Origin of the sequence: Blautia sp. HCN-20427 (assembly GCF_037890365.1) — a bacterium.
GTDB lineage: Bacteria > Bacillota > Clostridia > Lachnospirales > Lachnospiraceae > Blautia.
This window is the reverse complement of sequence record NZ_JBBKBX010000025.1, coordinates 23,171-49,432: the sequence shown is the minus strand read 5'-3', so window position 1 is coordinate 49,432 and position 26,262 is coordinate 23,171. Positions and strand designations below refer to the sequence as shown.

Annotated in this window: 17 protein-coding genes; 5 read left to right on the top strand and 12 right to left on the bottom strand. The window is 43.6% G+C overall.

All coding sequences use genetic code 11. The features are described from left to right. Window positions 1-78 precede the first annotated feature (78 nt). The 5 genes from WKT17_RS13655 to WKT17_RS13635 all read right to left on the bottom strand — a co-directional run bounded on the left by WKT17_RS13655 (window position 79) and on the right by WKT17_RS13635 (window position 5,774). Window positions 79-876, bottom strand: a complete 798-nt coding sequence (locus tag WKT17_RS13655; RefSeq protein WP_226853603.1) for a hypothetical protein — start codon at window positions 874-876, stop codon at window positions 79-81. Window positions 877-1,221: 345 nt separating this feature from the next. Further along, window positions 1,222-2,625: an alpha-glucosidase/alpha-galactosidase gene (locus WKT17_RS13650; RefSeq protein WP_173749397.1), complete on the bottom strand. Its 1,404-nt coding sequence runs from the start codon at window positions 2,623-2,625 to the stop codon at window positions 1,222-1,224. Between the two features lie 42 nt (window positions 2,626-2,667). Continuing rightward, window positions 2,668-3,513 carry a carbohydrate ABC transporter permease gene (locus WKT17_RS13645; protein WP_173749396.1) on the bottom strand — a complete coding sequence of 282 codons (846 nt, stop codon included), beginning with the start codon at window positions 3,511-3,513 and terminating at the stop codon, window positions 2,668-2,670. 5 nt (window positions 3,514-3,518) lie between these two features. After that, the gene (locus WKT17_RS13640) at window positions 3,519-4,430 is read right to left on the bottom strand and encodes a carbohydrate ABC transporter permease (protein WP_173749395.1); all 912 of its coding nucleotides are present in this window, start codon (window positions 4,428-4,430) and stop codon (window positions 3,519-3,521) included. A gap of 21 nt (window positions 4,431-4,451) precedes the next feature. Further along, window positions 4,452-5,774 (bottom strand): ABC transporter substrate-binding protein, encoded by a 1,323-nt coding sequence (locus tag WKT17_RS13635; protein WP_291681817.1) that lies wholly within the window; start codon window positions 5,772-5,774, stop codon window positions 4,452-4,454. 204 nt (window positions 5,775-5,978) lie between these two features. On the opposite strand from WKT17_RS13635, the gene WKT17_RS13630 reads away from it, so the two are divergent. The 3 genes from WKT17_RS13630 to WKT17_RS13620 are packed head-to-tail and all read left to right on the top strand — an operon-like array spanning window position 5,979 to window position 9,296. After that, window positions 5,979-6,923, top strand: a complete 945-nt coding sequence (locus tag WKT17_RS13630) for a hypothetical protein (RefSeq protein WP_340273253.1) — start codon at window positions 5,979-5,981, stop codon at window positions 6,921-6,923. After that, on the top strand, window positions 6,920-7,774 hold the full coding sequence (locus WKT17_RS13625; protein ID WP_294579632.1) for a sensor histidine kinase: 855 nt from the start codon (window positions 6,920-6,922) through the stop codon (window positions 7,772-7,774). Before WKT17_RS13630 ends, WKT17_RS13625 begins: the two co-directional genes overlap by 4 nt. Then, on the top strand, window positions 7,752-9,296 hold the full coding sequence (locus WKT17_RS13620; RefSeq protein ID WP_173749392.1) for a response regulator: 1,545 nt from the start codon (window positions 7,752-7,754) through the stop codon (window positions 9,294-9,296). Before WKT17_RS13625 ends, WKT17_RS13620 begins: the two co-directional genes overlap by 23 nt. A 128-nt stretch (window positions 9,297-9,424) precedes the next feature. On the opposite strand, the gene WKT17_RS13615 is transcribed toward WKT17_RS13620, so the two are convergent. Beyond that, window positions 9,425-11,734, bottom strand: a complete 2,310-nt coding sequence (locus WKT17_RS13615) for a glycoside hydrolase family 3 protein (RefSeq protein WP_291681820.1) — start codon at window positions 11,732-11,734, stop codon at window positions 9,425-9,427. 4 nt (window positions 11,735-11,738) lie between these two features. After that, window positions 11,739-13,145 (bottom strand): MFS transporter, encoded by a 1,407-nt coding sequence (locus WKT17_RS13610; protein WP_173749390.1) that lies wholly within the window; start codon window positions 13,143-13,145, stop codon window positions 11,739-11,741. Between the two features lie 180 nt (window positions 13,146-13,325). On the opposite strand from WKT17_RS13610, the gene WKT17_RS13605 reads away from it, so the two are divergent. Further along, window positions 13,326-14,462, top strand: coding sequence for an AraC family transcriptional regulator (locus WKT17_RS13605; RefSeq protein ID WP_173749389.1), 1,137 nt, complete (start codon window positions 13,326-13,328; stop codon window positions 14,460-14,462). Window positions 14,463-14,568: 106 nt separating this feature from the next. Continuing rightward, a complete protein-coding gene (locus tag WKT17_RS13600) occupies window positions 14,569-16,833 on the top strand; it encodes a glycoside hydrolase family 2 protein (protein WP_173749388.1) in 2,265 nt (754 codons plus the stop codon). Between the two features lie 51 nt (window positions 16,834-16,884). Here WKT17_RS13600 and WKT17_RS13595 read toward each other — a convergent pair whose 3' ends face one another. From WKT17_RS13595 to bglX, 5 genes are all read right to left on the bottom strand, one after another. After that, window positions 16,885-17,652, bottom strand: a complete 768-nt coding sequence (locus WKT17_RS13595; RefSeq protein ID WP_173749387.1) for a TatD family hydrolase — start codon at window positions 17,650-17,652, stop codon at window positions 16,885-16,887. Continuing rightward, entirely contained in the window at window positions 17,642-18,775 is a 1,134-nt protein-coding gene (locus tag WKT17_RS13590) for an AI-2E family transporter (protein ID WP_173749386.1), read from the bottom strand. Before WKT17_RS13590 ends, WKT17_RS13595 begins: the two co-directional genes overlap by 11 nt. Window positions 18,776-18,795: 20 nt before the next feature. Continuing rightward, a complete protein-coding gene (locus WKT17_RS13585) occupies window positions 18,796-21,405 on the bottom strand; it encodes a cation-translocating P-type ATPase (RefSeq protein ID WP_173749385.1) in 2,610 nt (869 codons plus the stop codon). 292 nt (window positions 21,406-21,697) lie between these two features. Beyond that, the gene (gene yicI, locus WKT17_RS13580) at window positions 21,698-23,950 is read right to left on the bottom strand and encodes an alpha-xylosidase (RefSeq protein WP_291681824.1); all 2,253 of its coding nucleotides are present in this window, start codon (window positions 23,948-23,950) and stop codon (window positions 21,698-21,700) included. A 41-nt stretch (window positions 23,951-23,991) separates the two neighbouring features. Further along, window positions 23,992-26,199, bottom strand: a complete 2,208-nt coding sequence (gene bglX, locus WKT17_RS13575; protein WP_291681826.1) for a beta-glucosidase BglX — start codon at window positions 26,197-26,199, stop codon at window positions 23,992-23,994. Window positions 26,200-26,262 lie beyond the last annotated feature (63 nt).

Genomic DNA, 26,262 nt, shown 5'->3' with positions numbered 1-26,262 from the left:
TAAGAAACAGGCAGGTTCCACCAATAGTGGAATCCTGCCCTCCCAAAATGTCCTTACAGTATTGGTGAAGCATGAATTTTATAGTTTCTCCAAAATACCGATGATAACCTCTTCCGGTTCTTCCAGTTCTTTGGCAATCTCGGCTGTATTCTTTCCTTTGTTCAGCTTTTTCTGTATGAGTTTACAGAGCATATCATATTTTCCCTGTTCTTTTCCCTGTGCCAACCCTTTCTCTAATCCCTGAAGAATTCCAGCCTCTACTCCAACCTTTCTTCCCTCTTCCCAGGCTTCTTCCCGCTCCTGCCTGAGGTGCTTTTCCTGGTCATATTCAAATATGCTCATATTCCTTGCCTCCGCTTTATTCTTTTCCAGAAATTCTTTCAAAATCCCTTCCCGGATGCACTCTTCTATAGCCTTTTCTACCGCTTCCAGCTCCAGATTGCACTCTCCTTTTACCGTATAAAGGTCTGAAAGTTTCAGTATTTTTCTGTCTGGCTGTTCCTGTAAACCATTATAGAATACCACAAACTGGGGTGTCGGAAGTTCTATGGGCTTTGTTCCATACAGATTCAGCTCCTTTGTCATAGACGAAAAAAGACTGGAAATATACAACAGAAACCGAAGCGGAAGATTGGGACTGTATGTGGACTGATGCTCATATAACGACAATCTGGCATCTATGAGAAAAGAAATATCATTTTTCACAGCCATATAAATGGCATTTTCCAAAGTGTTAATTTCCAACATATCCGGGTCCGTATAATGTTTTCCGCTAATGGCATTATAAAGTTCCAGCAAACGCTTTTTGTCCTCAAAAAGCATGGCAAACACCGTAGCCTTATACATTCTGTTTGGAACGGTTTTCATTGTTTCCATAATGTAAATACCTCCTCTTTTCTTTGCAGGAGGTGGAAACACTCTGCCAAACATTTTCCATTTTGGCAACAGATAACCCTTCTTTATCTGTTATCCTCCAACATGTCTCCTAAAACCTCTCTGCATTTTCTGTTTCTTGTGAATAAAAGCATTGAGATTTTCCTTGATATGCTGTCAGAGTTTCAGACACGGCAGATGCCGCAACAGATTTTTTAGATAGTGGAAATATAATGCTTTCATATATATTGTAACACAGACACCGGCAGGTTTCCACTACATTTTAAGGAACAGGCAGGTTCCACCAATAGTAGAATCCTGCCCCAAAAAATGAAAGGTTTCACAAATTTAATTTTTCCAGCCTTCTGGCAGATATTTCAAGGTTCCCTGAAGCATATCATCTACCAGTTCTCTAACCTGTTCTTCTGTACACTTTTTACCCTTTACAAGCGGGTCATTCAAAAAGGCCTGTACTACCAGTTCTTTGTCACAAGTTAAGGCTGCTTTCAAAGTTGTCTCATGATTTTCCACATGGGGCATAATCAATGTTCTCACATTCTCCGGTATTTTTCCTGCTGCAACTGGACGAATGGCATCTCTTTCAAATACTGCATTTGTTTCTACAACTGCAGATGCAGGAAGATTCGGTATCTGCAAAGCTGTATTCGGAATATTTACATTGCTCACTACTCTTTCCAAACCACAAAGCGCCTTGATTAAAAGAATTCCTTCTTCTCCTGTCGGTTTCAACTCGACTTCTTCTTCGCCGTGTAACAGTCTGTCACTCTTTTCCAGACGTTCTTTTAAATCCTTCTTTCTCCAGTCTACCGTTGTCAGACCGAATTTCCAACTTTTCACTGTTTCTGGGTCATTTAAATATTCATCACCCGGCATAAATTCTGCCAGATGGCGGTCTCCTGCTGCTGCAATGAAACCATAGCGTTTAAATAAATCAAATTTTACTCTATGGGCACAGTTGAAGGCGCTGTTTGCCCAGTTTTTATCCGGCTCATTGTATCCCTCTTCATAGTGTTCTTCAATATATTCTCTATAAACAGGGAACAAATCAACACCCTTATATGCTGCATAATCAAACCATGTAAAGTGGTTGATACCCAATACATTAACATGAATGTCTCTTCTATCCACGTTTTCCAAATGCAGCTTTTCTTCTGCAATGGCTTTTAAAACTTTCTGTGTGCCAAAAACTTCGTGGCAGCAACCAAATGCCTTAATTTCCGGGAAAGTATGATACAGCGTTTTCACACATAAACTCATAGGATTGGTATAGTTGATAACCCAGGCAGACGGAGCATACTTTTTAATATCCTCTGCAATTTTTACAAACATGGGAATGGTGCGAAGTGCACGCATAATACCTCCCGGTCCCGCAGTATCTCCTACAGATTGATAAATTCCCAAACGCTCCGGCATATGTACATCAACAGCCATCTCCTCAAAAGTTCCCGGAAGAATGGAAATTACAATGAAATCCACCCCAGTTAACGCCTGTTCTGCATCTGTATAAGTTTCATATTTCCACTTACCAACTGCTTCTTCTCTTTCTGTAACATGATTTCCGATTGTTTCATTCGCCTTTGCTGCGTTTTCATTCAAATCATACAGACGAATAGTTCCGCTCATATTAGGTTCCAATGCCAAATCAGTCATGAAAGTCCAAGCCCAACCTCTGGAACCTCCCCCTATGTAAGCAATTTGTACATCAGACACTTTTCCTTCTTTGTAAATCATAAGACATTCTCCTTTTCATCAAATTTCATATTCACGTCATACTTAACCTTTTAAGCCGGAGGTACTGATTCCTTCTACAATATATTTTTGCAGGAAAATAAATATCAGCATAATCGGCAGTACAGACAGTGTAGCCATAGCAAACATAGCGCCGTAATCGGAAGAAGAACCAGGGTCACTAAATAATTTCAAAGCAAGACTCACCGGATATTTTGTTGAATCATTAATGTAAAGCAGGGCAGACAGGAAATCGTCCCATCTCCACATAAAGGAAAAAATACCAGATGTAATCAATACCGGAAGCATCAGCGGAAAAATAATTCTTCCGAAAATCCCGTAATACGAGCAGCCGTCAATCTTTGCCGCTTCGTCCAGTTCTCTGGGAATTCCCTGAATGAAATTCATCATCAAATAGGTAAAGAAACCCTGAATGGCAAAACAATATGGTACAATCAAAGGCATATAGGAATTTACCCACCCCAGTTTCTGATACCAGAGATACTGAGGAATCATCAACACCTGTGCCGGCAGCATCATGGACAGCAGCATGGCAACTACCAGAATTCTTTTACCTTTAAACTTACATCTCGCAAGTCCATAAGCTACTATGGAAGATGAAAATACAGTTCCCACAGTCGCTACTACGGAAATAAACAAAGAGTTTTTGAAGAAGGTTCCAAAACTTACTCCTGCAAATCCTTTCCATCCATTGATGTAGTTATCCAATGTAAATTTTTCAGGAATCAACTGTCCCGCTGTAGTGAAAATAGTATTTGTATCTTTAAAGGAGCTCATAATCATCCAGACCAGCGGATAAATCATAATCAGGCCAAATATGGTAACTATGACATGATAGATAATTTTTCTATGTATTCTTGCTTTCTTCATATCCGTTAATTCCCTTCATCATAAACCCAAAATTTCTTTGTTGCAAATAATACCAGTGTAATCAGCCCAATAAGAAGCAGCATAATCCATGCCAGGGCTGCGCCGTATCCGGTATTGTAAAACTTAAAGGACTGGAAATAGGTGTACACGGTATAAAATAATGTAGAATCCATGGGTTTTCCCTGAGTAATGATAAAGCACTGGGTAAAGGCCAGGAATCCGTTTATCATCTGCATGACCAGATTAAAGAAAATAGTGGGGGTCAAAAGGGGCAGGGTAATTTTGAAAAATTTATTGCATTTATTAGCCCCGTCCACATCTGCCGCCTCGTACAATTCTGTGGGAATTTGCTTCAATGCTGAAAGGAAAATCAACATAGAAGAACCAAACTGCCAAACTGCCAGAATAATCAGCGTCCAGATAGCGGTCTTCGTATTTCCCAGCCATGCAAAATCCGCTGGAAATCCAAACACAGACAAAATTTTATTCACTACACCGTCTGCTGCAAACATTCTTTTCCACAGAATCGCCACTGCAACAGAGCCTCCAATAATGGAAGGCAGATAATATACGGCTCTGTAAAAAGCAGATGCCTTACTGCTCTTTACCAGAATCATTGCTACAATCAAGGCAAAAATCAGTCGCAGGGGCACGGAAACCAACGCAAAATAAAAGGTTACTGCAATAGATTTCCAGAATTTTGGGTCATCTGTAAACATCTTAATGTAGTTATCCAGACCGCACCACTTGGGTGCGGAAAGGATATCATAATTGCAGAAAGAGTAGTACAGGGAAATTCCCATAGGGACTATCATAAACAACAGGAATCCAATAATAAAAGGCATGGTGCAGATAATACCTGCTGCACTTTCGGTATTCAGCTTTTTGCGTATGGACATTTGCTTTGTCTTTTTCATACTTTCCTCGACTCCTTTTCTTTATTGAGCGCCTGCCTCCATGAAGGCATTTCCCTCTTCAAATAATTGTTTCGCTGCGTCTTCTGCGGTAATCTGACCGTACAAAATCTGTTCTTCTAACGTATTCTGCAAATCATAAAACTCGTTTGCACCATTTGGAGCAGCAGGATTAATCGTACTGCAAACAGGAGTAACTACCTCATTGATGTATCTTATAATTTCCTGATTGGTTTCGTCTAATTGCGGCGCAATTGCTTCTGATACCTTTTTAGAAACCGGCACTCCTCTTTCTCCCAAAAGAACTTCGTTACACTCTATAGAATTTGTAATATAATTTAAAACTTTTACTGCCTCTTCCGGATTTTCGCAGTCTGCACTTACACAGAAAAACTGACTGGGTTTCAAATAATTTGACTTTTCAAGATTATCTGTAGGCCATGTAGTGATTCCAATTTCTACACCTTCCGGAGCTGCTGCCTGAATAGCAGATAACTGATTGGAAAATGCAAAACTGCACCATGACATAGATTCCGGATTACTTCCATAAACCATTGGGTCCTGTTCAGCAGAACCAATGGTGATTTCCGTAAATACACCCGGGTCTAAATGCCATCCTTCTTTTACTGCCTGTTCCTTTAAATCAAAGATAACTTCCAAATCACTGGCACTGTCTACTGCCAGCTTCCCTTCTTCAAAAAGCAATTTGTCTTCACTTCTAAGCCAATATTCCGGCAAACCATTATGACAATACCCCACGTTGGTCTTATACCCTGTTTTTTTCTGCACTTCTTTGGAAATCTGAACAAACTCTTCTATTGTCATACCATCTTTCACTTCAATTCCCGCCTCATCCAAAAGTGTTTTATTATACAACAGTGCAGGGGCATTAATTCCATTACAGATACCATAAGTCTTACCGTCTATTTTTGCCGATTCCAAAATACTCTCATCTACATCTGCAACTTCTAATGTTCCATCCTCAATGTAAGGAGATAAATCTAATAGCAGTCCATTCTCTACATATTGGTTATAATATCCCATATCCATCTGCACAATATCTGGCATCGTATGTCCTGCTGACGCTGTTGCCAGTTTATTCCAGTAATCATTCCACTCTGAAAACTGTCCGTCAAAGGTTAAGCCAGGATTTTCTTCCGAATACATTTCCAGAATTTTACTGGTACGCTCATTTCGTACCTGGTTACCCCACCAGGCAAAGGTCAGTTTTCCGGAATCTTCCTTTGTGCTCTCACTGTTTTCCTTTTCTCCGCTGCTTCCGCCGCAGGCTGCCATACTGCAAACCATAGTCATACCAAGAATCACTGCTAACACTCTTCTTTTCATAGTCTCTTCAACCTCTTTTCCTTTACATTTTTTCACGACCGTCGTTTGTGATGTTTATTATATGCCATGTTTCAGACAGAAGAAAGAAACAAAACCTAGTTCTTCTTAGACGAAACCTTGCATTTTTTCCTCTTTCATTGGTTTTTTCTTTTCTAACTGTTATAATATCATTACTGAAAATTAAAGAAAATGGAGGTAGACTTCATGTTTCATAAAATAAGAAAAAAAGTACAAAATGCCCCGCTTGCCCAAAAGTTTCTTATACTTTTGCTTCCGGGAATCTTCTTATTTGCGTTATTTATCCTTGCTGGCTTCCTGTTGATTATACGTTCCAGCAATCGTATGCTGTATCAGACTTCCGGGGAATTGCTGACTTATTCCTCCAAAGATATTTCCCGGAATCTGCACACGGTACAGGGCATGGCTAATTTTATTTTAGAAGATAATTCCATACAGACAGCCCTTTCGGAAAGCAAGGACGGCAATGGCAGCAACACGCCCTCTAATTCTTATGCCCGGGTACATGCCGCGCTAAACAACTACTATCAAAAGTACAAATCTTACTATGTAGATTATGTACAGGTAGTTACTGACAAGTTTTCTGTTCTGTCTTCCGGCATTGATTCCCATGTTCTTCCCTCTGAACTTCAATCAGAAATCTTGGAAACAGCCCGGACTCAGGACGGACGGCTCTGCTGGATTACCGATTACTGTGATACTTACGGGATTTTTCTGGTACGAAGCCTTCGCCGGATTGAACACCTGAAACTGGACGACCTGGGAGTGCTGATTATAAATATTAATATCCGGCAGATGATGGAAGACATCTCCGCCCCAAACCAAAGTCAGGATTCTGTGTCCTACATTCTGTGCAACGGCAGCCAGACCCTTTATGCACCGGCTTCGCTGAAAAATTACGAAAGATTTGCACTGGAAAAAGTGGATTTAGGCGAATATTCCATTCAAAAAATCTGCCAAGACCGTTACTTTACTATACGGGGGGACGCATTACAGATACCGGTTGGGATTACTTCTGTCTCTCGCCTTATGAGGATATGTACAAGAATATTCAATTTTTCCAGCAACTTTTTATCTTCATCCTGTTTTCCAGCCTTCTTCTTTGTATTTTGCTTACCAAAGTGCTTATGAAACCCCTGGTAACACATTTTGACGCGCTGATGACCAAAATAAAGGCCTTTGGAAATGAAAAATTTGAAATTATTCATTGCCCTTATTCATACGAAAACCGTTATGACGAAATCGGTCTTCTCCATCAGCAATTTGATTCCATGGCCGCAAAAATACTGACTCTGATAAAAGAAAACTATGAACACAAACTGCTTGCCAAGGAGTCACAATTAAAAGCGCTGGAAATGCAGATAAATCCCCATTTTTTGTACAATACCCTACAGTCCATTAACTGGAGGGCAAAGCTGTTGAAAGACGTACCTATCTCCTTGATGACAGAATCCCTGGGAAAGCTGCTGCGGATTACACTGAGCCGGAAAAACAAAGATTCGTCTCTGTCCCAGGAACTGGAATTGGTTAAATACTATATGAATATTCAGGAAATCCGCTTTGAAGACAGTCTGCGCTGTGAAACGGAGATACCGCCCGAACTTGTGGATACTTACCTTCCTAAATTCACACTGCAGCCCCTGGTTGAAAATGCAATTCACTATACCCTGGAGGAGGACAGCGATGAATGTTTGATTTATATAAAAGCACACCGGGAAACGGAATGCATTGTGATTACCGTGTCCAATACGGAGTCCCGGTTCGAAGAAAACCTTCTGGAAAAACTGATTTCTAAGGAAATCCTTCCAAACGGCTTCGGCATTGGAATTCTGAATGTTTACAAGCGACTGGAGCTGGCCTTCGGAGATTCCTGCAGCCTGGAATTTATCAACGAAGAAATGTTTGCCACCGTAAAAATAACAGTCCCTGACAGGACTGACGCAAAAAGGAGAGACCGATATGCTTCGATTGCTGATTGCTGATGATGAAAAAATAATCCGTGAAACTATGTGCAGTATTATAGACTGGAAAAGCCTTGATATTGAAATTGTAGGGGTATGTAAGAACGGTCTTGAGGCTTACGATGCTATTTTAGATGAATATCCCGACATTGTCCTGACAGACATTCGCATGCCTAAATTGTCAGGCTTGGAATTGATTCAGAAAATCACCCAGAATCATGATAATATCCAGTTTATTATCCTTTCCGGATATCATGATTTTTCCTATGCCAGGGAAGCCATGAAATACGGCATCAAACACTATATCTTAAAGCCCTGCAGCGAACAGGAAATCATAGAGGCCGTAAAGGACTCTATAAAGGAGCATTACAAAAAGCTGCCCTCACAGGCTGCAGGGCAAAGTCTGCCCTCTTTGGGCGGGCATCTGCAGAAAAATTTGATGTATGATATTTTGCTGCAGCTTCTGTCTTCAGACCTGCCTGCTAAAAAGCTGCCGCCCCTTTATGAAACCTACCTTGATTTCTATCATACCCCCTACCATTTATGCTATGTATTTTTTCTGGAAGAATCCTTTGTCAGTTCCTGTATTTCCCTGATACAGTATTTTTTCAAAAGCCATGGCCTTGATTCTTCCTTTGCCTGCGTTTATGTGAAAAATTCTCTGTTATTTTTCTTTCCCCACCCGGCAAAGGGATTTTCTGACCTGTCCGGCCTTTCCGGATTTCTTTCAGAGAGTCTGACACAAAGTCCATGTACTTTTCAGGAAGAAATTTATGATGCCCTCATGCCGCTTCTGGAAACTGTGTGCCGGAAAGTAAAACGCTACGAAACCATTTACCTGTACTCCGGCACCCATCCCATTACCATCTGCAATTACAACTATGTATTTCAGAAAACATTGGAGATTTCCGACCTGTTGGCAAAGGAAACGGATGAAACCCTGCACCAAAATCTTCTGGCGGAATTAAAGCAGCTTATAACTTCTATTAAAGACTTGAACTTTCTCCGTTCCCTGGTCAACAGCCTTTTATTAAGGGCCATGCAGAATTTTACTTCCCTTCCTGCTGCGGAACTGACCAATTTTATGATGTTTACCGCTTCTGTAGCTTCCAATCAGGAAATCTGCGATTTTCTTTTTGAGAAACTGGAAATTCTGTATCCCGCACCGGTTATCAGCAATGGAAAACTGAAACCTTTTATACAGGAAATTTTAGATTACACCAATGAACATATCGGGGATTGCAATTTAACCTTGAAATGGATTGTAGAAAATCAGCTTTTTATGAATGTAGACTATGTAAGCCGCCAGTTTGTTCTGCAAACCGGGATAAAATTCTCCGCTTATCTGAATGAACTGCGCATTAAGAAAGCCAAGCAGCTTTTAATTAATTGTGACGCTGAAAAAATCTACTCTATCGCGGAACAAGTAGGGTGCGGCAATAATCCGCAGTATTTCAGCCACTTATTTAAAAAATATACGAAAATGACACCCAAAGAATATATTCAGAAAATGAGAGCGGACAAAGAATCTAAAAATTTGTAAAAAAGCATTTCGAGGAGAATTGATTTCGCTTTCTGACTGAACAATATAACAAGGACAGAAAGTCTCTTTCTCAACTTTCTGCCCTTGTCCAAACGCTTCAGAAAACTGTCAGCTTCTCAAAACAGCTCTTAGCTTTCTGTTTCCATATCTTTTTTATTGATATTTTTCTCCGGATGATGAGCATATTTTCTGACACGTTCATCATAGATAACGCCTTTCCAGTTTAATCCATATCCGAAATCATAGGTATGTCCCTCACTGTCCACATGACATATCATATCAAAAGGAACATCCTCATACTGCTCTTCCACGGTATCCATATTTTCCGGAATCTGCAGAGGAAGCAAACCTGACGGTTCTTTCCTTCCGCTGATAATTTCCATTAAAGCCTGGGGAAGATTTCCAAAGGTGGTGAGAATTGCGTCCGCTGCCTCTTCAAATTCTGCCATCACCATAGGCCCCGTCATGCTCACGCAGGCAATCACAGGCTTATCTCCCATCTGTCTGCGGGTATCCAGAAGCATATCCAGGTCGCATTCATTGTCTACTTCTGTGGTCTTTCCTTTATATCCTCTGTTGATAAAATCTTCCTGCGGGTCACCCCCTGCAATGCTGTGTTCCCTTGCTTTTTCTGCCGTATACGGGCGGTACTGAAGGCTCACCGGAAGGTATCCGTTCCCTCCGTTTTCCCTGTCTTTTGCATCATATCCTCCTAAAAGGCTGAACCCGGCGCCATCCGGCTGTCTCAAAAAGCAGATTGCAGCCTCTGCCTCCTGTGGTGTATCCACCAGTGTAAAGTATTTGTTCAGCAGCCCAGGATTCATTGGTAATTCCCAATGCTCTTTCACCTGATTTTCCATCCAGTCCGTATAGGCGGGTATATACTGCTTAGGAACATATACCTTAGTCTTTTCCTTAAGAGGCAGCACCTGATTCCTGTTTTTCAGCATAACCACAGACTTCAGCTGGGCTTCAAACCCTTCCTGCATATATTCCGGACATCCCACAAGCCTTGCGGATTCTTCCGGAACCAGATACGGATTTTCAAACAATCCGGTACGGAAAATATTTTTCAGAAGTCTGCGGGCAGAATCCTGAAATCTTTGCTTCATAAAGGCTTCTCCGTGTTCCTTTACCCCAATTTCATATGCCTTCAGAATATTTTCCTTCTCGTTTAAACCGCCGAACTGGTCTACGCCTGCCATAATAACCTTATAACATCTCTCCGGTTCACTCAAATGCTCTACGCCCCAGCATTTTCCGCTGTACATACTGTCAAGAGGGCCTTCATCCGCTGTAATACTCCAGTCTGTGCAGACAACACCGTCGTAATTGCAGGTTCCCCGCAGCAAATCCTGAACCAGATATTTGCTGTAACTGCACCCTACATTCTCGCCTCCGGGCTGTCCGTAAATAATGGTATAATAAGGCATAACTGCGCTGGCCATTTTGGTCTTTCCCTTTAACTTAAAAGCACCTTCCGTAAATGGAATTAAATGCTCTTCGAAATTATTTCCCGGATAAACAGAATATTTTCCGCATGGGAAATGGGCATCACGTCCGCCTTCTACGGCGCCTCCGCCCGGCCAGTGCTTCACCATGGCATTTACACTGTCATACCCCCAGCCGTCCTCAATCTCCTTCTCACCTTCCGAAGTCTGGAATCCGTCACAATAAGCTTCCGCCAGTTCTGCGCTCAAGCCGGAATGTTCTCCGAAGCTTCCTCCGAAACGGCTCCAGCGGGGCTCTGTGCTTAAATCTATCTGAGGAGACAAGGCAGTATTAATTCCTAGCGCCCGATACTCCTGTGAAGCAATTTTCCCGAACTTTCTCACCAATTCCGGGTCAAATGCCGCTGTCATTCCCAAAGATTCAGGCCAATGGGAAATGTCTCCGCCTGCACCGGCGTCAAACTCAAAAGATACCGTCGTACCGTGTCTTGGGTCAGAGCTGACGGAAACCGGTATGCCCCATTCCAATCCTTCTGTCAGCGCCTGCAGACGATTATTCCACTTCGCAGATGACTCTGCGGAAGAAACAGCCACCACAAGAATATGCCGTAAAAAATCTTCTGTGAGAAAGGTTTTCTGCTGGTCTGACAAAGCATGTACAGGAACCTGAGCCTCCTGTAAAGAAGTTCCGCTATAGGTCACCTTCCCGAAATAGTCGGAAGAAAGTCCAGGTACAAACTGATGCTTACTGTAAAGCATCAGTCCTGCAATTTGCTCTATGGACAGCCTGGAGGCCAAATCTTCTGCCCTTTCCTGTGCGGACAGCCTCCAGTCTTCATAGGGATAAAAATTCCCGTCTTTTGCCAAGTCTTTAAAATATAAACCGTCTTTTTCTAGTAATTTCACTCCGGAATCTGCAGACCACTTCAGGAGCGGACCTTTCGGATTCTTTTTACTTAATATTTTTGGTTCAGTTTCCTGTATCATTTCCTTATTCTCCTTTCACACCGTCCTGTCTTCTCTCTTTCAAAAGCAGAATGTTCTCTTCTACTTTTTTCTTACTTAAAGGATAAAGAAACAGCAGGCAAAGTCCAACGCCAATATATAAGATTCCCGGCAGCATGGTTGCCACACCGTAAATTTTATCTGCTACCTCCTGGGTCTGCACCTGTACGGAAGAGTTGTAGCCTGCCAGTCCTAAAGCCCAGGCGCCCATACCACCGGCCAAAGCCTGTCCGATTTTTCTTGCAAAGGAATACACCGCATAAACCGTACCGTCTTCGCGTTTTCCGGTTCTGACTTCCTGGTCATCGATAACATCTGTAATCAGGGCCCAGATAATCATATTAAAGAATCCAAATCCAATATATCCTACTACAGAAACGGCGATATACAATCCCATAGACTTAGTATGCATAAAGAATAAAAGAACGGAGGATAAACCACCCACAATACATCCGGCTGCACCAAGCTCTCTTTTACCAAATTTTCTGCTCAGCGGAACAATGAACGGCGCCAGTAAAAATGACGGAATAATCGCACATAAACTTAAAAGTGACAGACCCGTTTTATTTTTAAAATAGTCAATAAACACATACTGGTTTACAGACTGTGCCATCAAGGAAGCCAAAAGAAGCAGAATTGCCGCTGCAATAATTCCGATTAAAGCTCTGCTGGTCAGGGCAGATTTTAAGGATTTTACAACGCTTGTTTTTTCTTCTGTTCCCGCCGCTCTCTTCACACGCTCTGTCGTCATAAAATAGCAGAGCAGATAACAAATCACTGCGCTTACGGAAAATATACCCGCAATCAGGGTAAAGCGGCTTCCTTCTACAATCTGATTTCCCGCTTCGTCTGTAGTGTAAACCATCATAGGTCCTGCAACGCAGACTATGAGGCTGGCCAGGGACGCTCCCACACTTCTGAAAGTAGAAAGAGAGGAACGGTCATCACTTTCACTGCTGAGTACTGAAGCCATAGAACCATACGGTATGTTAATCGAAGTATAGAACACGCTTCCCCACAGAATATACGTTACAAACATATAAACCACTTTAATCGTCATAGACGCATCGGCCAGAGCGGACTGATACATCAGAAAACTAGCCAGAGCCACCGGACCGCACATACGGCGTATCCATGGGCGGAAACGTCCGTCCTTCTGTTCTTTTGCTCTGTCTACAATCTGCCCCATGGTAACATCTGTAAACGCATCAATACAACGGGCTACCAGAAACAGGGTCCCTACCATTCCCATTCCGATTCCCAGAACCTTTGTGTAAAAAATCATAAGAAAGGTGCTGGCAAAAAGGAATGTAAAATCATTTCCGAAGTCTCCAAACATATAGCCGACTTTATCCCTTATTCCAAAAGGACGCATAGCTTTTTCATTCTTCATTTCATTTTCTCCTCCTGTATTTGTTCTGTCCTTGAATATTACCCCACTCTCTGCCATTTATGTGAGTAATTTTTTGTGAACTTCCCGTATTTTTTTATGTTACGCTTGAATAACTCAAAAAATTATACGATAATTAACAATATATATACTATTGTCCCTGTCACCTGTAAGGAGGATATTATGCACTGGAAAAAAGAATTTCTTTTCTTTTCTAATATACTAAAAAACATGAACCTGACCGTCTCCTGTCTGCAGTCCCCAGAAGATTTAAAGCCATTCTCCAACTGCCTGACTTCTGATTCAACCAACACTATTTATCGGATCCGGACTTCAGGATTCTATTTCCTTTTCTTTCGCCTTCCTGATACGCAGCCTGCTTCCTATATTTCCATAGGACCTTATGTAGTTTCTTCTGTTTTTGCTGAAAAAGAAACCGCGCCTCAGACTTTTTCTCCCGGGATTCCCGTACTCACAGACGAAAGCGCCCTCTTCACCATTGTAAATACCTTTGGAGAATTGCTTTGGGGAACCCTAGACAATTTTTCTTTTCAGAATATCGAAACCCCTGCCGCTCCCGAACTGAATCCCACTACGGAAAGTCAGGACATGGAGCTCCCAAGAGAAACTCTGCTGAGCATACAGCTCATGGAAGAATATTACGACTGCGAGAACGAACTGCTGAAGCTGGTCAGCCAGGGGCAATGGAATGCCACAGAAATCTTTCTGAACCGTTTCTTTGCCCTTAAGAAAAACTATTCTGTTTTCCCCTGGGAAAACACTCTGGAATGGAAGAAAGCCCAGAGCATTATGTTAAACACTTTACTGCGCAAAGCTGCAGAATCTGCCGACGTACCTCCGATTCATATTGGACACCTTTCCTCCCATACGCTGGAAAGAATTGTGAAGCTGTCCCGTCCCACTGATTCTCTGGCTCTGCAAAAAGATATTATCCGCAAATACTGCCATCTGGTTCAAAGCCATTCCCTGAAGGGTTACTCCCCTATTATACAAAAGGTTATGACGCAGATTACCACAAACCTGACGGGGAATTTGGGTCTGGACGCCCAGGCCAAGCGCCTGAATGTCAATCCCAGCTACCTGTCCGCACTTTTTAAGAAGGAAACCGGACTCACCCTGACAGAATATGTAAAACGCAAAAGAATCAACCATGCGGTCTTTCTTCTGAACACATCCAATCTCCAGATTCAGACCATTGCACAGCACTGCGGAATTGCCGATGTAAACTATTTCACAAAGATGTTTAAGAAAATTGTTGGAAAGACACCCAAAGACTACCGAAGTGAAATTCTTTCCTAAAAGTATAAATTTTACGGTAATTCCCAAGAATCCTACTCACCTCCCGGTTCTGTATATGCTAGAATACAGCCAGATATTATTCTAATACCGGGAGGAAACACAACTTATGAGACAAATAATAACACTGAAAGACGACTGGTTTTTTGCTAAAAACAAACAGGAACAGATTCCCCAGATACTTCCTGAAAACTGGGAGCGGGTCTCACTGCCCCATACCTGGAACTGCCTGGACGGCCAAGACGGCGGCAGTGATTACTACCGCGGGGCATGCTGGTATGTCAGAGAACTGCAGATTTCAGAACTGCCCTCTGATACCTGCATCTATATAGAATTTCTGGCTGCAGCTTCTTTATGTAAGGTTTATGTAAATGGCACACAGGTAACAGAACATGAAGGCGGGTACAGCAGTTTCCGTGTGGACATTACTGCATTTCTCCATAAGGGCTTGAATCTTCTCTCTGTCATGACAGACAATCAGCACTATGACCATATTTATCCACAGGTTGCTGACTTTACCTTTTATGGCGGACTGTACCGCGATGTGAGAGTCCTTACCGTTCCCAAGACCCATTTCTGTCTGGATTATTATGGTTCCGAAGGCATAACGGCCTGCTCAGAAATAAAAAACGGAAATCAGGTCCAGCTTTCCCTCCACGCCTATGTTTCCAATGCAAAGGAAACTGACCAGGTGCTTTTCAGCATTTATGACCAGGAGGGTTCTCTGATTGCACAGACAGCACAGCCGGCTGCAGCTGATACTTATACAGAATTTTTCCTGTCTGATGTTCATCTGTGGCAGGGTGTTCAGTCACCTTATCTCTACAGCATAAAAGCAGAGCTGTACCGCCACAATGAAGTTCTTGATCAGGTAACTGTCCGTCATGGTTTCCGAGAGTTCCACGTAGACCCGGAAAAAGGGTTCTATCTCAATGGAATACTGACACCACTGCGTGGTGTTTCCCGTCATCAGGATTTTCTTGGACTTGGCAATGCCCTGACTCTGGCACACCACGAAATGGACGCACGCCTTATAAAAGAAGTGGGCGCCAACACCATTCGTCTTGCCCATTACCAGCACAGTCAGGATTTCTACAATCTCTGCGATGAAATGGGATTTATTGTTTGGGCTGAAATTCCTTTTATCAGCCGCATGAGTGACACGCCCGACGCCCACCAAAACTGTATTCTGCAGATGAAAGAACTCATTTACCAGAACTACAATCATTCTTCCATCTGTTTCTGGGGGATTTCCAATGAGATTACCATTGGAGCCAATACACCGCAGCTTCTGGCAAACCTGAAAGACTTAAATGCTTTGGCAAAGACTTTAGATTCTTCCCGTCTGACCACAATGGCGCAGCTTTCCTCTCTCCCTATGGAGGATGAACAGAACTGTATTACCGATATTCTCAGCTATAATCATTATTTTGGCTGGTATACCGGTGTTTTGGAAGATAACGAAAAATGGCTTGATACTTTCCATCAATCCTACCCCCAGCGTGCATTGGGAATTTCAGAATATGGCTGCGAGGGTATTATTTCCTATCACAGCGATACACCTAAAGCAGGAGACTACAGCGAAGAATATCAGGCTCTTTACCATGAACACATGGCAAAAATCATTGAAGAACGCCCCTGGCTGTGGGCTACGCATATCTGGAATATGTTTGATTTCGGCTGTGATGCCAGAAAAGAAGGCGGTGTAGCGGGACGCAACAATAAGGGACTGGTAACCATAGACCGGCAGATAAAAAAAGATTCCTTCTATTTGTATAAAGCATACTGGAATCCCGAACCCATGGTTCATATCTGCAGCAAACGCTATGGAAAACGGACGGATTCTGCCATAGATATAAAGGTATACAGCAATGCACCGGAAATTTCTTTATATGTCAACGGCGCTTTCTTTAAGAAAGAACAGGGACAACGGGTATTCCTCTTCCGCAACATTCCTTTAAAGGAAGGCTTTACAACCATCACAGCCAAAAGTGCCTTCTGCTGTGATACCGCTGTGTTTGAGAAAGTTTCCGAACCTTTCTCTGCTTATCAGTTTGTGGAAGACGCTTCCGAAACCGGAGTGACTAACTGGTTTGAACATGTAGACCTGAATAAAGAACGGGAACTCACTTTCCGCGAGGGATATTATTCTATCCATGATACAGCCAGAGAAATTTTAGAAAATAAAGAAGCTTCTGACATTCTCGTAAATGCCCTCAGCAGTCTGATAGGATACAATCTGAAAAAGTCCATGCTGGCTGTTATGGGGGATAATCGTCTGTGCGATACCGCTTCTGCTCTCCCTGCCGAGGAAGCACAGACTGAAAAAGCCATGGCTTACATAAATGAAAAACTGCAGGAAATTCCTAAGTAAAAAGAACTGCTGTATAAAGTGCCCGCCGGCACTCTATACAGCAGCTTCTTTTTATCCTATTCCAAATAACCTCCGGGCATTCTCCCGTGTCACTTCTATTACCTCTTCTCTGGAAATTCTTTTGATTTCCGCAATGGTTTCCGCCACATATTCCAAATAAAGGGAGCAGTTTCGCTCTCCTCTATGGGGCTCCGGCGCCATATACGGGGCGTCTGTCTCCAAAAGCAGGTAATCCAGCGGCGCATATTCCACCACTTCTTTCAGCTTTTTTCCATTTTTGAAGGTCACCACTCCGCCGATTCCAAGATAATATCCCATGTTCATATACTCTTTGGCCTGTTCTTTTGAGTAAGAATAGCAGTGAATCACACCTTTCAGGTTATCGGCCCGCTCCGCTTTCATAATGTCCATCGTGTCCTTTGCCGCATCCCGGCTGTGCACAATAATGGGCAAACCCGTCTCCTTTGCAAGGTCCATCTGCCGCACGAACCATTTTTTCTGTATGTCATGACCTTCCTTATCCCAGTAATAGTCCAGACCGATTTCTCCCACAGCCACAATTTTTTCCAAATCACAGAATCTGCGCAGAATTCTTATTTTCTCTTCGCTCAGGTCTCCCACCTCGTCCGGATGGATTCCCACAGCGCCATAGACGAAGGGATACTGCTCTGTGAGTTTTACCGTATCCAATACGCCCTGAAAAGAGGCCCCTACATTTACAATGGTTTCCACGCCTTTAAAAGGCATGGACTTTAACAGTGCGTCCCTGTCTTTATCAAACGCTTTATCATCATAATGTGCGTGTGTTTCAAATATCATGAATGCCTCTCTCCTTCAGCCTCTTATATACCACTTCCCGAAACAGTGCATAAACTACAGAGGACAGCGGAATAAATATCAGCATTCCCACAACCCCCATCAGGCTGCCGCCCACAGTGACGGCTACCAGCACCCAGATAGACGGAAGACCCACAGAACCGCCCACCACATGAGGATAAATCAGATTTCCTTCTATCTGCTGCAATACCAGGAACAAAATCACAAAGGCTACAGCCTGCATGGGATTGGACACCAGCATCAAAAATGTGCCAATCACACAGCCGATAAAAGCGCCAAAGATAGGAATCAGTGCAGTAAAGGCAATGACCACGCCTACCAGCAAAGCATATGGGAATCTTAGAATACTCATAACAATAAAAAACATGGTTCCCAGAATCACAGCCTCCAGACATTGTCCTGTGACAAAACTGGAAAAGGTTTTATAGCTTAAAGACGCCACCTCTAAAGTCTTGTCCACTGCCTTCAAAGGAAGGAATGCGTAGAGCACTTTTTTGATTTGCACAGACAGCTTTTCCTTCTGAAGCAATATATAACAGGCAAACACAAAGGCTACGAAAAAGTTCATCAGAGAATTAATCACTGTTTTTGCCACCGTAAAGGTGGAGTTCAGCACATTTCCCGCACCGTTTTTCAGAAAATTAATAGCTGTCTGGATAATTTTATCCCAATTAAACTCAATACTCTGAATCCAGGAAGTTACTTGCTTGCTGTCAGGGAACGTATCTATTGCCCATCTCTGCAGTTTTGGAAGAAAGGCTTCTATATTCTTGCTGATACTGGAAAAAGTTGTTGCCACCTCCGGCAATACAACCACCAGCACAACCTGAATCACAGCCACCACAAAGAGAATGGAACATACCAGACAGACCGGTCTTACAAACTTCTTTTTCTTTACTTTGTGAAACAGCTTCTCCTCCAGAAAACTCATGGGTATATTCAAAATAAACGCCAGTGCGCCGCCCAGAATAAAAGGAAAGACCACTCTGCACACAAAGAGAATACCTGCTGCCAGATTCTCGATTCTCTGCACTCCCACATAAAACAACACTGCAAAGACAATCAGAAGAATCAGATTCTTCATGTTTTTCTTATTCAACTCCATAGATACCCTCCCTGATTCTCTTATTTACCGATTTTTTTACGAATCCATTTAATAAACTGAATAATCGGAAGATTGGCAAGAGACAAACCATACATAATCAACAGCTGTGTCAGGCTTAATGTCTGAACCTGGAAGATACCGTTCAGCCACGGAATCATCATAACTGCAGTAATCAGCAGCACGCCTAAACCAAAGGCTCCTGCCAGATAAATGTTGTTAAAGAATCTCTTTGTAAACAATACAGGCGCATCTGATTTACAGTTAAACCCATGTACCAGACGGGACATACACAACGTACCAAAGGCCAATGTAGACGCCAAAAGCGCGCTTTCCTGATAGCCAATGTAGAAGCCAATCATTGTCATAATACCAATTACCAGACCCTCGATTCCGATTTTGGAAAGGAAATTCTTTGTCAGAATAGATTCGTTCATCGGTCTTGGTTTTTCATTCATCACGGACTCGCTGTGCGGCTCCAGTCCAAGAGCAATAGCCGGAAGACTGTCTGTCAAAAGATTGATAAATAACAGATGTACCGGTGCAAACGGTACCGGAAGTCCTGCAATGGAAGCATATAAAACGGCCAGGATTCCCGCAAAGTTTCCGGATAGCAGAAACTGAATCGCACTCTTAATATTCTTGTAGACATTACGTCCGTTCTCTACAGCTTTAACAATAGTCGCAAAATTGTCATCTGTCAATATCATAGATGCCGCATCTTTGGAAACTTCTGTTCCTGTGATACCCATAGCCACACCGATATCCGCCTGTTTCAGCGCCGGAGCGTCGTTGACCCCGTCACCTGTCATAGATACAATGTTGCCCTTTTCCTGCCATGCTCTGACGATTCTGATTTTGTGCTCCGGTGAAACACGGGCATATACAGAAATTCCTTCTACGAAATCCTGTAACTCTTCGTCTGTCATGTTTTCAATTACAGCGCCTTCACAGGCCTCAGATTCATCTTTCAGAATACCGATACGTTTGGCAATGGCTGCTGCCGTTACCTTGTGGTCACCGGTAATCATAATCGGTTTGATTCCGGCTTTGATACATTCTGCTACCGCGTCTTTGGACTCTTCTCTCGGCGGGTCCATCATGGCAATCAGACCAAGGAAGGTCATATCGTTTTCATCCTCTACTGTAATCGTTGTGCCTTCCGGTACACTCTTATAAGCAAAGGCCAGCACACGCAGACCGTTTCTGGAGAACTTCTGGTTCTGTTCTTCGATTTCCTGAATATCTGCCTGGGAAATCGGTTCTGCTTTTCCATTTTTCTGAATTGTGGTCACCCGGCCCAGCAAAACGTCTACCGCGCCTTTGGTTACCATAGTAGAACCTGTTTTCAATGTGTGCAGCGTGGACATCAGCTTTCTGTCACTGTCAAAAGGAACTTCGCTGAATCTTGGGTATTTCTCCCTTACCGTTTCTGCCGGAACACCCAGTTCATCTCCCTGATTAATCAAAGCTGTCTCTGTAGGGTCACCGATTTCTTCTCCGTTTTTGTTTGTAGAGTCATTACACAAAATACTGTGACGCAAAAGCTGTTTCTGTGCTTCCTCTTCCAAATCAATGTCTGCTGCGGGAACTTCTTTACCTTCTACATAGTAGTATTCCACGGTCATTTTGTTCTGAGTCAGCGTTCCTGTCTTATCTGAACAGATAATAGAGACACTTCCCAGACCTTCCACTGCCTGCAATTTACGGACAATGGCATGTTCTTTCGCCATTTTCTGTGTACCGAAGGACAACACAATGGTAACAATAGAACTTAAAGCTTCAGGAATTGCCGCTACAGCCAGCGCAACAGCAAAGAGGAACGCGTCTCCGATGGATTCGCCTCTGAACACGCTGATTCCAAATAAAATCGCACAAAATACCAGAATCAGTATAGACAGCTTCTGTCCGAAGTTATCCAGGTTCATCTGCAGCGGTGTTTTCTTTTCGGATGTACTTTTCAGAAGTTTTGCAATTTTTCCAACTTCTGTTTCCATACCAATGGCAGTTACCAGGAAAGAACCTCTGCCGTAGGAAACAAAGCTTCCGGAATACACCATATTGGTTCTGTCTCCCAGAGGGACATCCTGACCGCTGATTTCTTCTTCTGTTTTATCCACTCCAAGGCTTTCTCCCGTAAGAGCACTTTCGTCTACCTTCAGACTGGCATTTTCCAGAATACGTCCGTCCGCCGGAACATAATCACCGGCTTCCAGCATAACAATATCACCAATAGTAACTTCTGATGACGGCACTTTTATCACATCACCATTGCGAAATACTTTTGCTTCCGGCCCGGACATGGCTTTCAGGCTGTCTAAGGACTGTTCGGCTTTTACTGTCTGAACTGTTCCTAAAATGGCATTCATGGTAATAACAACTAAAATTACAATGGCGCTTTCTGTCTCTCCCAGCAAACCGGATACAATGGCTGCCACAATCAGGATGATAACCAGAAAGTCTTTGTACTGCTCCAGAAATATCTGGAGTATGGATTTTTTCTTCTCCTCCACGAGGGCATTGGGACCGTATTTCTGCTGATTTTTCTTAATCTGGTCCTCGCTTAAAGGGTGGGTGCTGCCATTCACAGATTTCTGCGCTTCTGTTCGTGACATCTGATAATACTCTTTCATGCTTTTTCCTCCGTTTGTTTTGAGCTTTGGTTTACAGGCTCTACTATAGTGTGCTTCGTAAAGGTCTTTCTATGTCGCAGGTAACAAAAAAACAGCAAGACCTTTACTGCACAGTCTGCTATGCAATAAAAGTCTCGCTGTTTCATCACGACACGGACGAGAATACTCCCGTCGAGATTGACGACGCCGTAAACACCTTGCAGTGCCAGCTACTCCCTTTCATTAAAAAGAATAATAAACGATAAGGGAAGGGTTGTCAATGGGGAAAATTATTTTTTATTTTCTTACGGAATTATTCCACTGCGACTTCCAGTTCTTCATTTCCCATAATCTTATAAGTCACATGTTTTGTTCGGCCCTCTGCGCATACGGTTACGGTTTTTCCATTTCTTCTGGCTTTTACTGTCAGCACCGTATTTCCCTGTAAATCTGTCACAGCAGTTTCCGTCGCTTTTCCGTCTTCCATGTTTACAAGATACAAGGTTATTCCTTCTGCATAATCGTAGTCCGGTCTTTCACTGTTGTTTCCTACTGCCAGAATCGTGTTGGGTCTTGCCAGCAGCGGCATATGGAAATAATCATATGTTTCCTTCTGCCATTTTCCGCCTTCTACTGTTTCTCCTGTCAAAATATTCTGCCATTTTCCCTCCGGCACATAATATTCCACTTCTCCTGATTCCTTAAAGATTGGCGCCACTAACAGAGAATCTCCCAGCATGTACTGCTTGTCCAGGGTTTCACAGGCTCTGTCTTCCGGAAATTCCACAAACATAGGCCGCATCATCGGTGTTCCCTCTTCATGGGAAACCACAGCCTGGCGGTATAGATAAGGCATCAGGCTGCATTTGAGCTTCACAAACTTCCGCAGCACATCACAGGCCTCATCGTCAAACATCCACGGCACACGGTAAGAACTGGAACCATGCAGACGGCTGTGGGAACTGAGCAGTCCGAACTGGCACCATCTCTTATAAATATCTGCCGGGGCTGTATTTTCAAATCCACTGATGTCATGACTCCAGAAGCCGAATCCTCCGCAGGCCAGAGAAAGTCCGCTGCGCAGGGTTTCTGCCATGGAGGGATAGCTTGCAGAGCAGTCGCCTCCCCAGTGTGCCGGGAACTGCTGTCCTCCCACTGTGGCAGAACGGGCAAACAGTACCGCCTCGCCTTCTCCTCTTTCTCTCTCCAGCAGCTCAAATACTGCCTTGTTATACAGGAAAGTATAATAATTATGCATTTTCACCGGATCAGAGCCGTCATAGTAGGCAATATCTTTCACCGGAATTCTCTCACCAAAGTCTGTCTTAAAGCAGTCCACACCCATATCCAGCAGAGTTTTCAGCTTGCCCTGATACCATTTCACAGCTTCCGGGTTGGTGAAGTCCACCAGGCCCATGCCTGCCTGCCACATATCGGTCTGCCACACATCCCCGTTGGATTTTTTCACCAGATAACCGTATTCCATGCCCTCTGCAAACAGCGGGGATTTCTGTCCGATATAGGGGTTAATCCATACACAGATTTTCAGCCCACGCTGGTGGTAACGTTTCAGCATGCCCTCCGGGTCCGGAAAGGTTTTCGGATCCCATACAAAGTTACACCACTCAAAACCTTCCATCCAGAAACAGTCAAAATGGAACACATGCAGCGGAATATCTCGGTCTGCCATGCCCTGGATAAAGCTGCTGGTGGTTTCCTCATCATAATTGGTGGTAAAGGATGTAGTCAGCCAGAGGCCAAAAGACCAGGCCGGAGGCAGTGCCGGTTTTCCGGTCAGTTCTGCATACTTCTGAATGGTTCCCTTTGGGGTATGTCCGTTAATCACATAGTAGTCCAGACGCTCGCCTTCCACGGAAAACTGAATTCTTTCTACTTTCTCACTGGCAATTTCATAGGAAGCATCTCCCTCATTGTCCAGAAGAATACCGTATCCTTTACTGGTAATATAGAACGGAATATTCTTATAAGAAATCTCACTGGCTGTACCGCCGTCCTCGTTCCACATATCCACCACCTGTCCGTTTTTCACGAAAGGAGTAAATCTTTCTCCAAGACCATAAATATACTCGTCTACATCAATAGCCAGGGCATCTACGGTATACTTTCTTCCTGTTTCATTATTTAAAATATTTGCCATGTTACGGAAACCGGTATTGGTCATCTCCCGGTCTCCGTCCAGGAAACGGATTCCCCAGGAATTGGGGCGTTTGTCTACCACCGCTTTTGTATGGCCGGACTGATAGGTAATAAAATCTTCGGTTTCTTCTATGGAAATATGAGGACTGGTCTGATTTATCTCTGCAAATGGTCCTTTATAAGCCGTTCCTTCAAAATGTACCACGGAAACCTTAATGACATCTTCCATGGGACTGGAAAGCCGTATGGTGAGCATTCCCAGATTCAGGCTGTCTCCGCGATGCGCAATGTTCTTCGCCGGGGCGTAGATGGTCAGTTCATCCCCTTTTCTTCTGCTGTCTGCATATTCCGCTGCATAGAGCGGCGTCATTTCCTTTTTCACACTCCAGTAGCCGTCTGTAAATTTCATACCTCTATTCTCCCTTCTACTACTTCCCTGCACTCTCTGTCTTATTTCAGATAAAATTTCAATGCATTTTCTGTTCTGCTGTCTGCGCCAATGCGCACGGTAAATTCTCCCGGCTCTGCTGCAAATCGCATATCTGCGCGGTGGAAACGAAGCATGTCTTCCTGAATCGTAAAGCATACCTTCTTTTCCTCTCCCGGCTGTAAAATAACTTTTTGGAAATCCTTTAATTCCCGTACCGGTCTGGCTACACTGCCACATTCGTCTGTTATGTAAAGCTGTACGGTTTCTGTTCCTTCTCTGCTGCCGGTATTTTTCACTGTCACCCATACCTGCAGACTTTCTCCCTGCGAAAATTCGGTCTTATCTGCCTGTACCTGGCTATAACTGTAGTCTGTATAACTCAAACCATATCCAAAAGGATACAAAGGCCGGTTTGGAATATCCGTATAACGAGACATAAACCGGTTCTCTATCTGTTCTCCGTCCTCCACATGGCGTCCGGTGCGGAATTCTCCATAAAATACCGGAACCTGAGAAACACACCACGGCAAAGACATGGAAAGTCTTGCCTGAGGATTTCTGTCTCCGTACAAAATATCAGCAATGGCGTGACCGCCTTCTGTTCCGGGGAACCATGCATAGAGAATTGCCTTTGCGTGTTCTTTTATCTCTCTGATATCCAGCGGACGTCCTGCCAGAATCACTACAGCCAGGTTCGGATTTACCTGTGATACGGCTCTTAACAGCTTTTTTTGCACTTCCGGAATAGTAATATCTCCCCGGCTTCCGCCTTCCCCGGACTGAATACAGGCCTCGCCCAGAAACAGTATAGTTTTCTCACATTCTGCGGCCACGCGGGCAGCTTCCTGAATCTTCTTTTCCGTTTCCTCTTGGCTGTCTTCGTTTGTCATATGAAAGCGGAAACCATATGCCGTCTGCCCCGGATTTAAAATACCGCAGCCCTCTGCAAACAATCCCTGTTCTGTCTTTTCTTCCAAAGCAGCTTTACAGGTTACCGTGTCCTCCGGGCTTCCAAAGAAAGACCAGGCACCCAGCATGCGTTTTTCATCTGCATAAGGTCCTATAAATGCCACTTTCTCTTCTTTCTTCAGCGGCAGGAAATGGTCTTTATTCTCCAGCAGAACCATGGTATCTGCCGCAATTTTTCTGGCTGCCTCTCTGTTTTCCTCTGCCAGAATCTTTTTGGCCTCCAGATTGGAATCCGCCTTGCGGTATGGATTTTCAAACAGTCCCAATTTATTTTTCAATTCTAAAACTCTGAGAACTGCTATGTCAATGGTTTCCTCAGAAACAATTCCCTCTTGTACCAGCGTTTCCAGCTGTGACATATAGCAGCCGCTCATCATATCCATGTCTGTTCCTGCCTGAATTGCCTGTCTTGCAGCTTCTTTTTTGCCTTCTGCCACACCATTGGTTATCAGTTCTCCTATGGCATTCCAGTCAGAAATCAACACACCTTTAAATCCCATTTCATCTCTCAGCACGTCTTTCATCAGCCACCTGTTTGCTGTAGCCGGAATCCTGTCCAGCGTATTAAAAGAAGTCATAACCATAGCGCTTCCTGCGTCAATAGCCGCCTGATAAGACGGCAGGTAATCGTCTCGTAAAGTCCGCTGGGATAACTCCACGGTATTGTATTCTCTTCCCGCTGTAGGGGCGCCGTATGCAGCAAAGTGTTTGGTACATGCCCCCAGATGGTCTTCATAATCGGCTGCTTCTCCCTGGATTCCTTTTACCATAGCCGCTGCCATCTGTGCATTCAGGTATGGGTCTTCTCCCGTAGATTCCATAACTCTTCCCCATCTGGCATCTCGAACTAAATCTACCATCGGCGCAAATGTCACATGCAGACCTGCTGCTGCAGATTCCTGTGCCATAATATCTCCCACCTTTTTGACTTCCTCTGTATCAAAAGAACAGCCAAGCGCCAGCGGAATAGGAAAGATTGTCTTATATCCATTGATAATATCTGCCATAAACAACACCGGGATGTGATGCGGCTGTTTTTCCATACACATTTTCTGCAGTTTTTCCACCTGCCGTGCGCCGATTACTCCTAAGACACTTCCTGCATAGGGAAAATCTTCTGCCGGAATTCCCAGTTCTGTCTCCGCACCTGTTACCGGGCCTTCATCATTAAAACAACTGGCATCTAACTGTGTAAGCTGTCCTATTTTTTCTTTTAATGTCATATCTGCAAGCAATGCTTTGATTTCTTTTTCGGTCATATACCATTCCTCCGTTTCAAAAATAAAGGACAGGAAGGTACTAATTACCACCCTCCTGCCCTT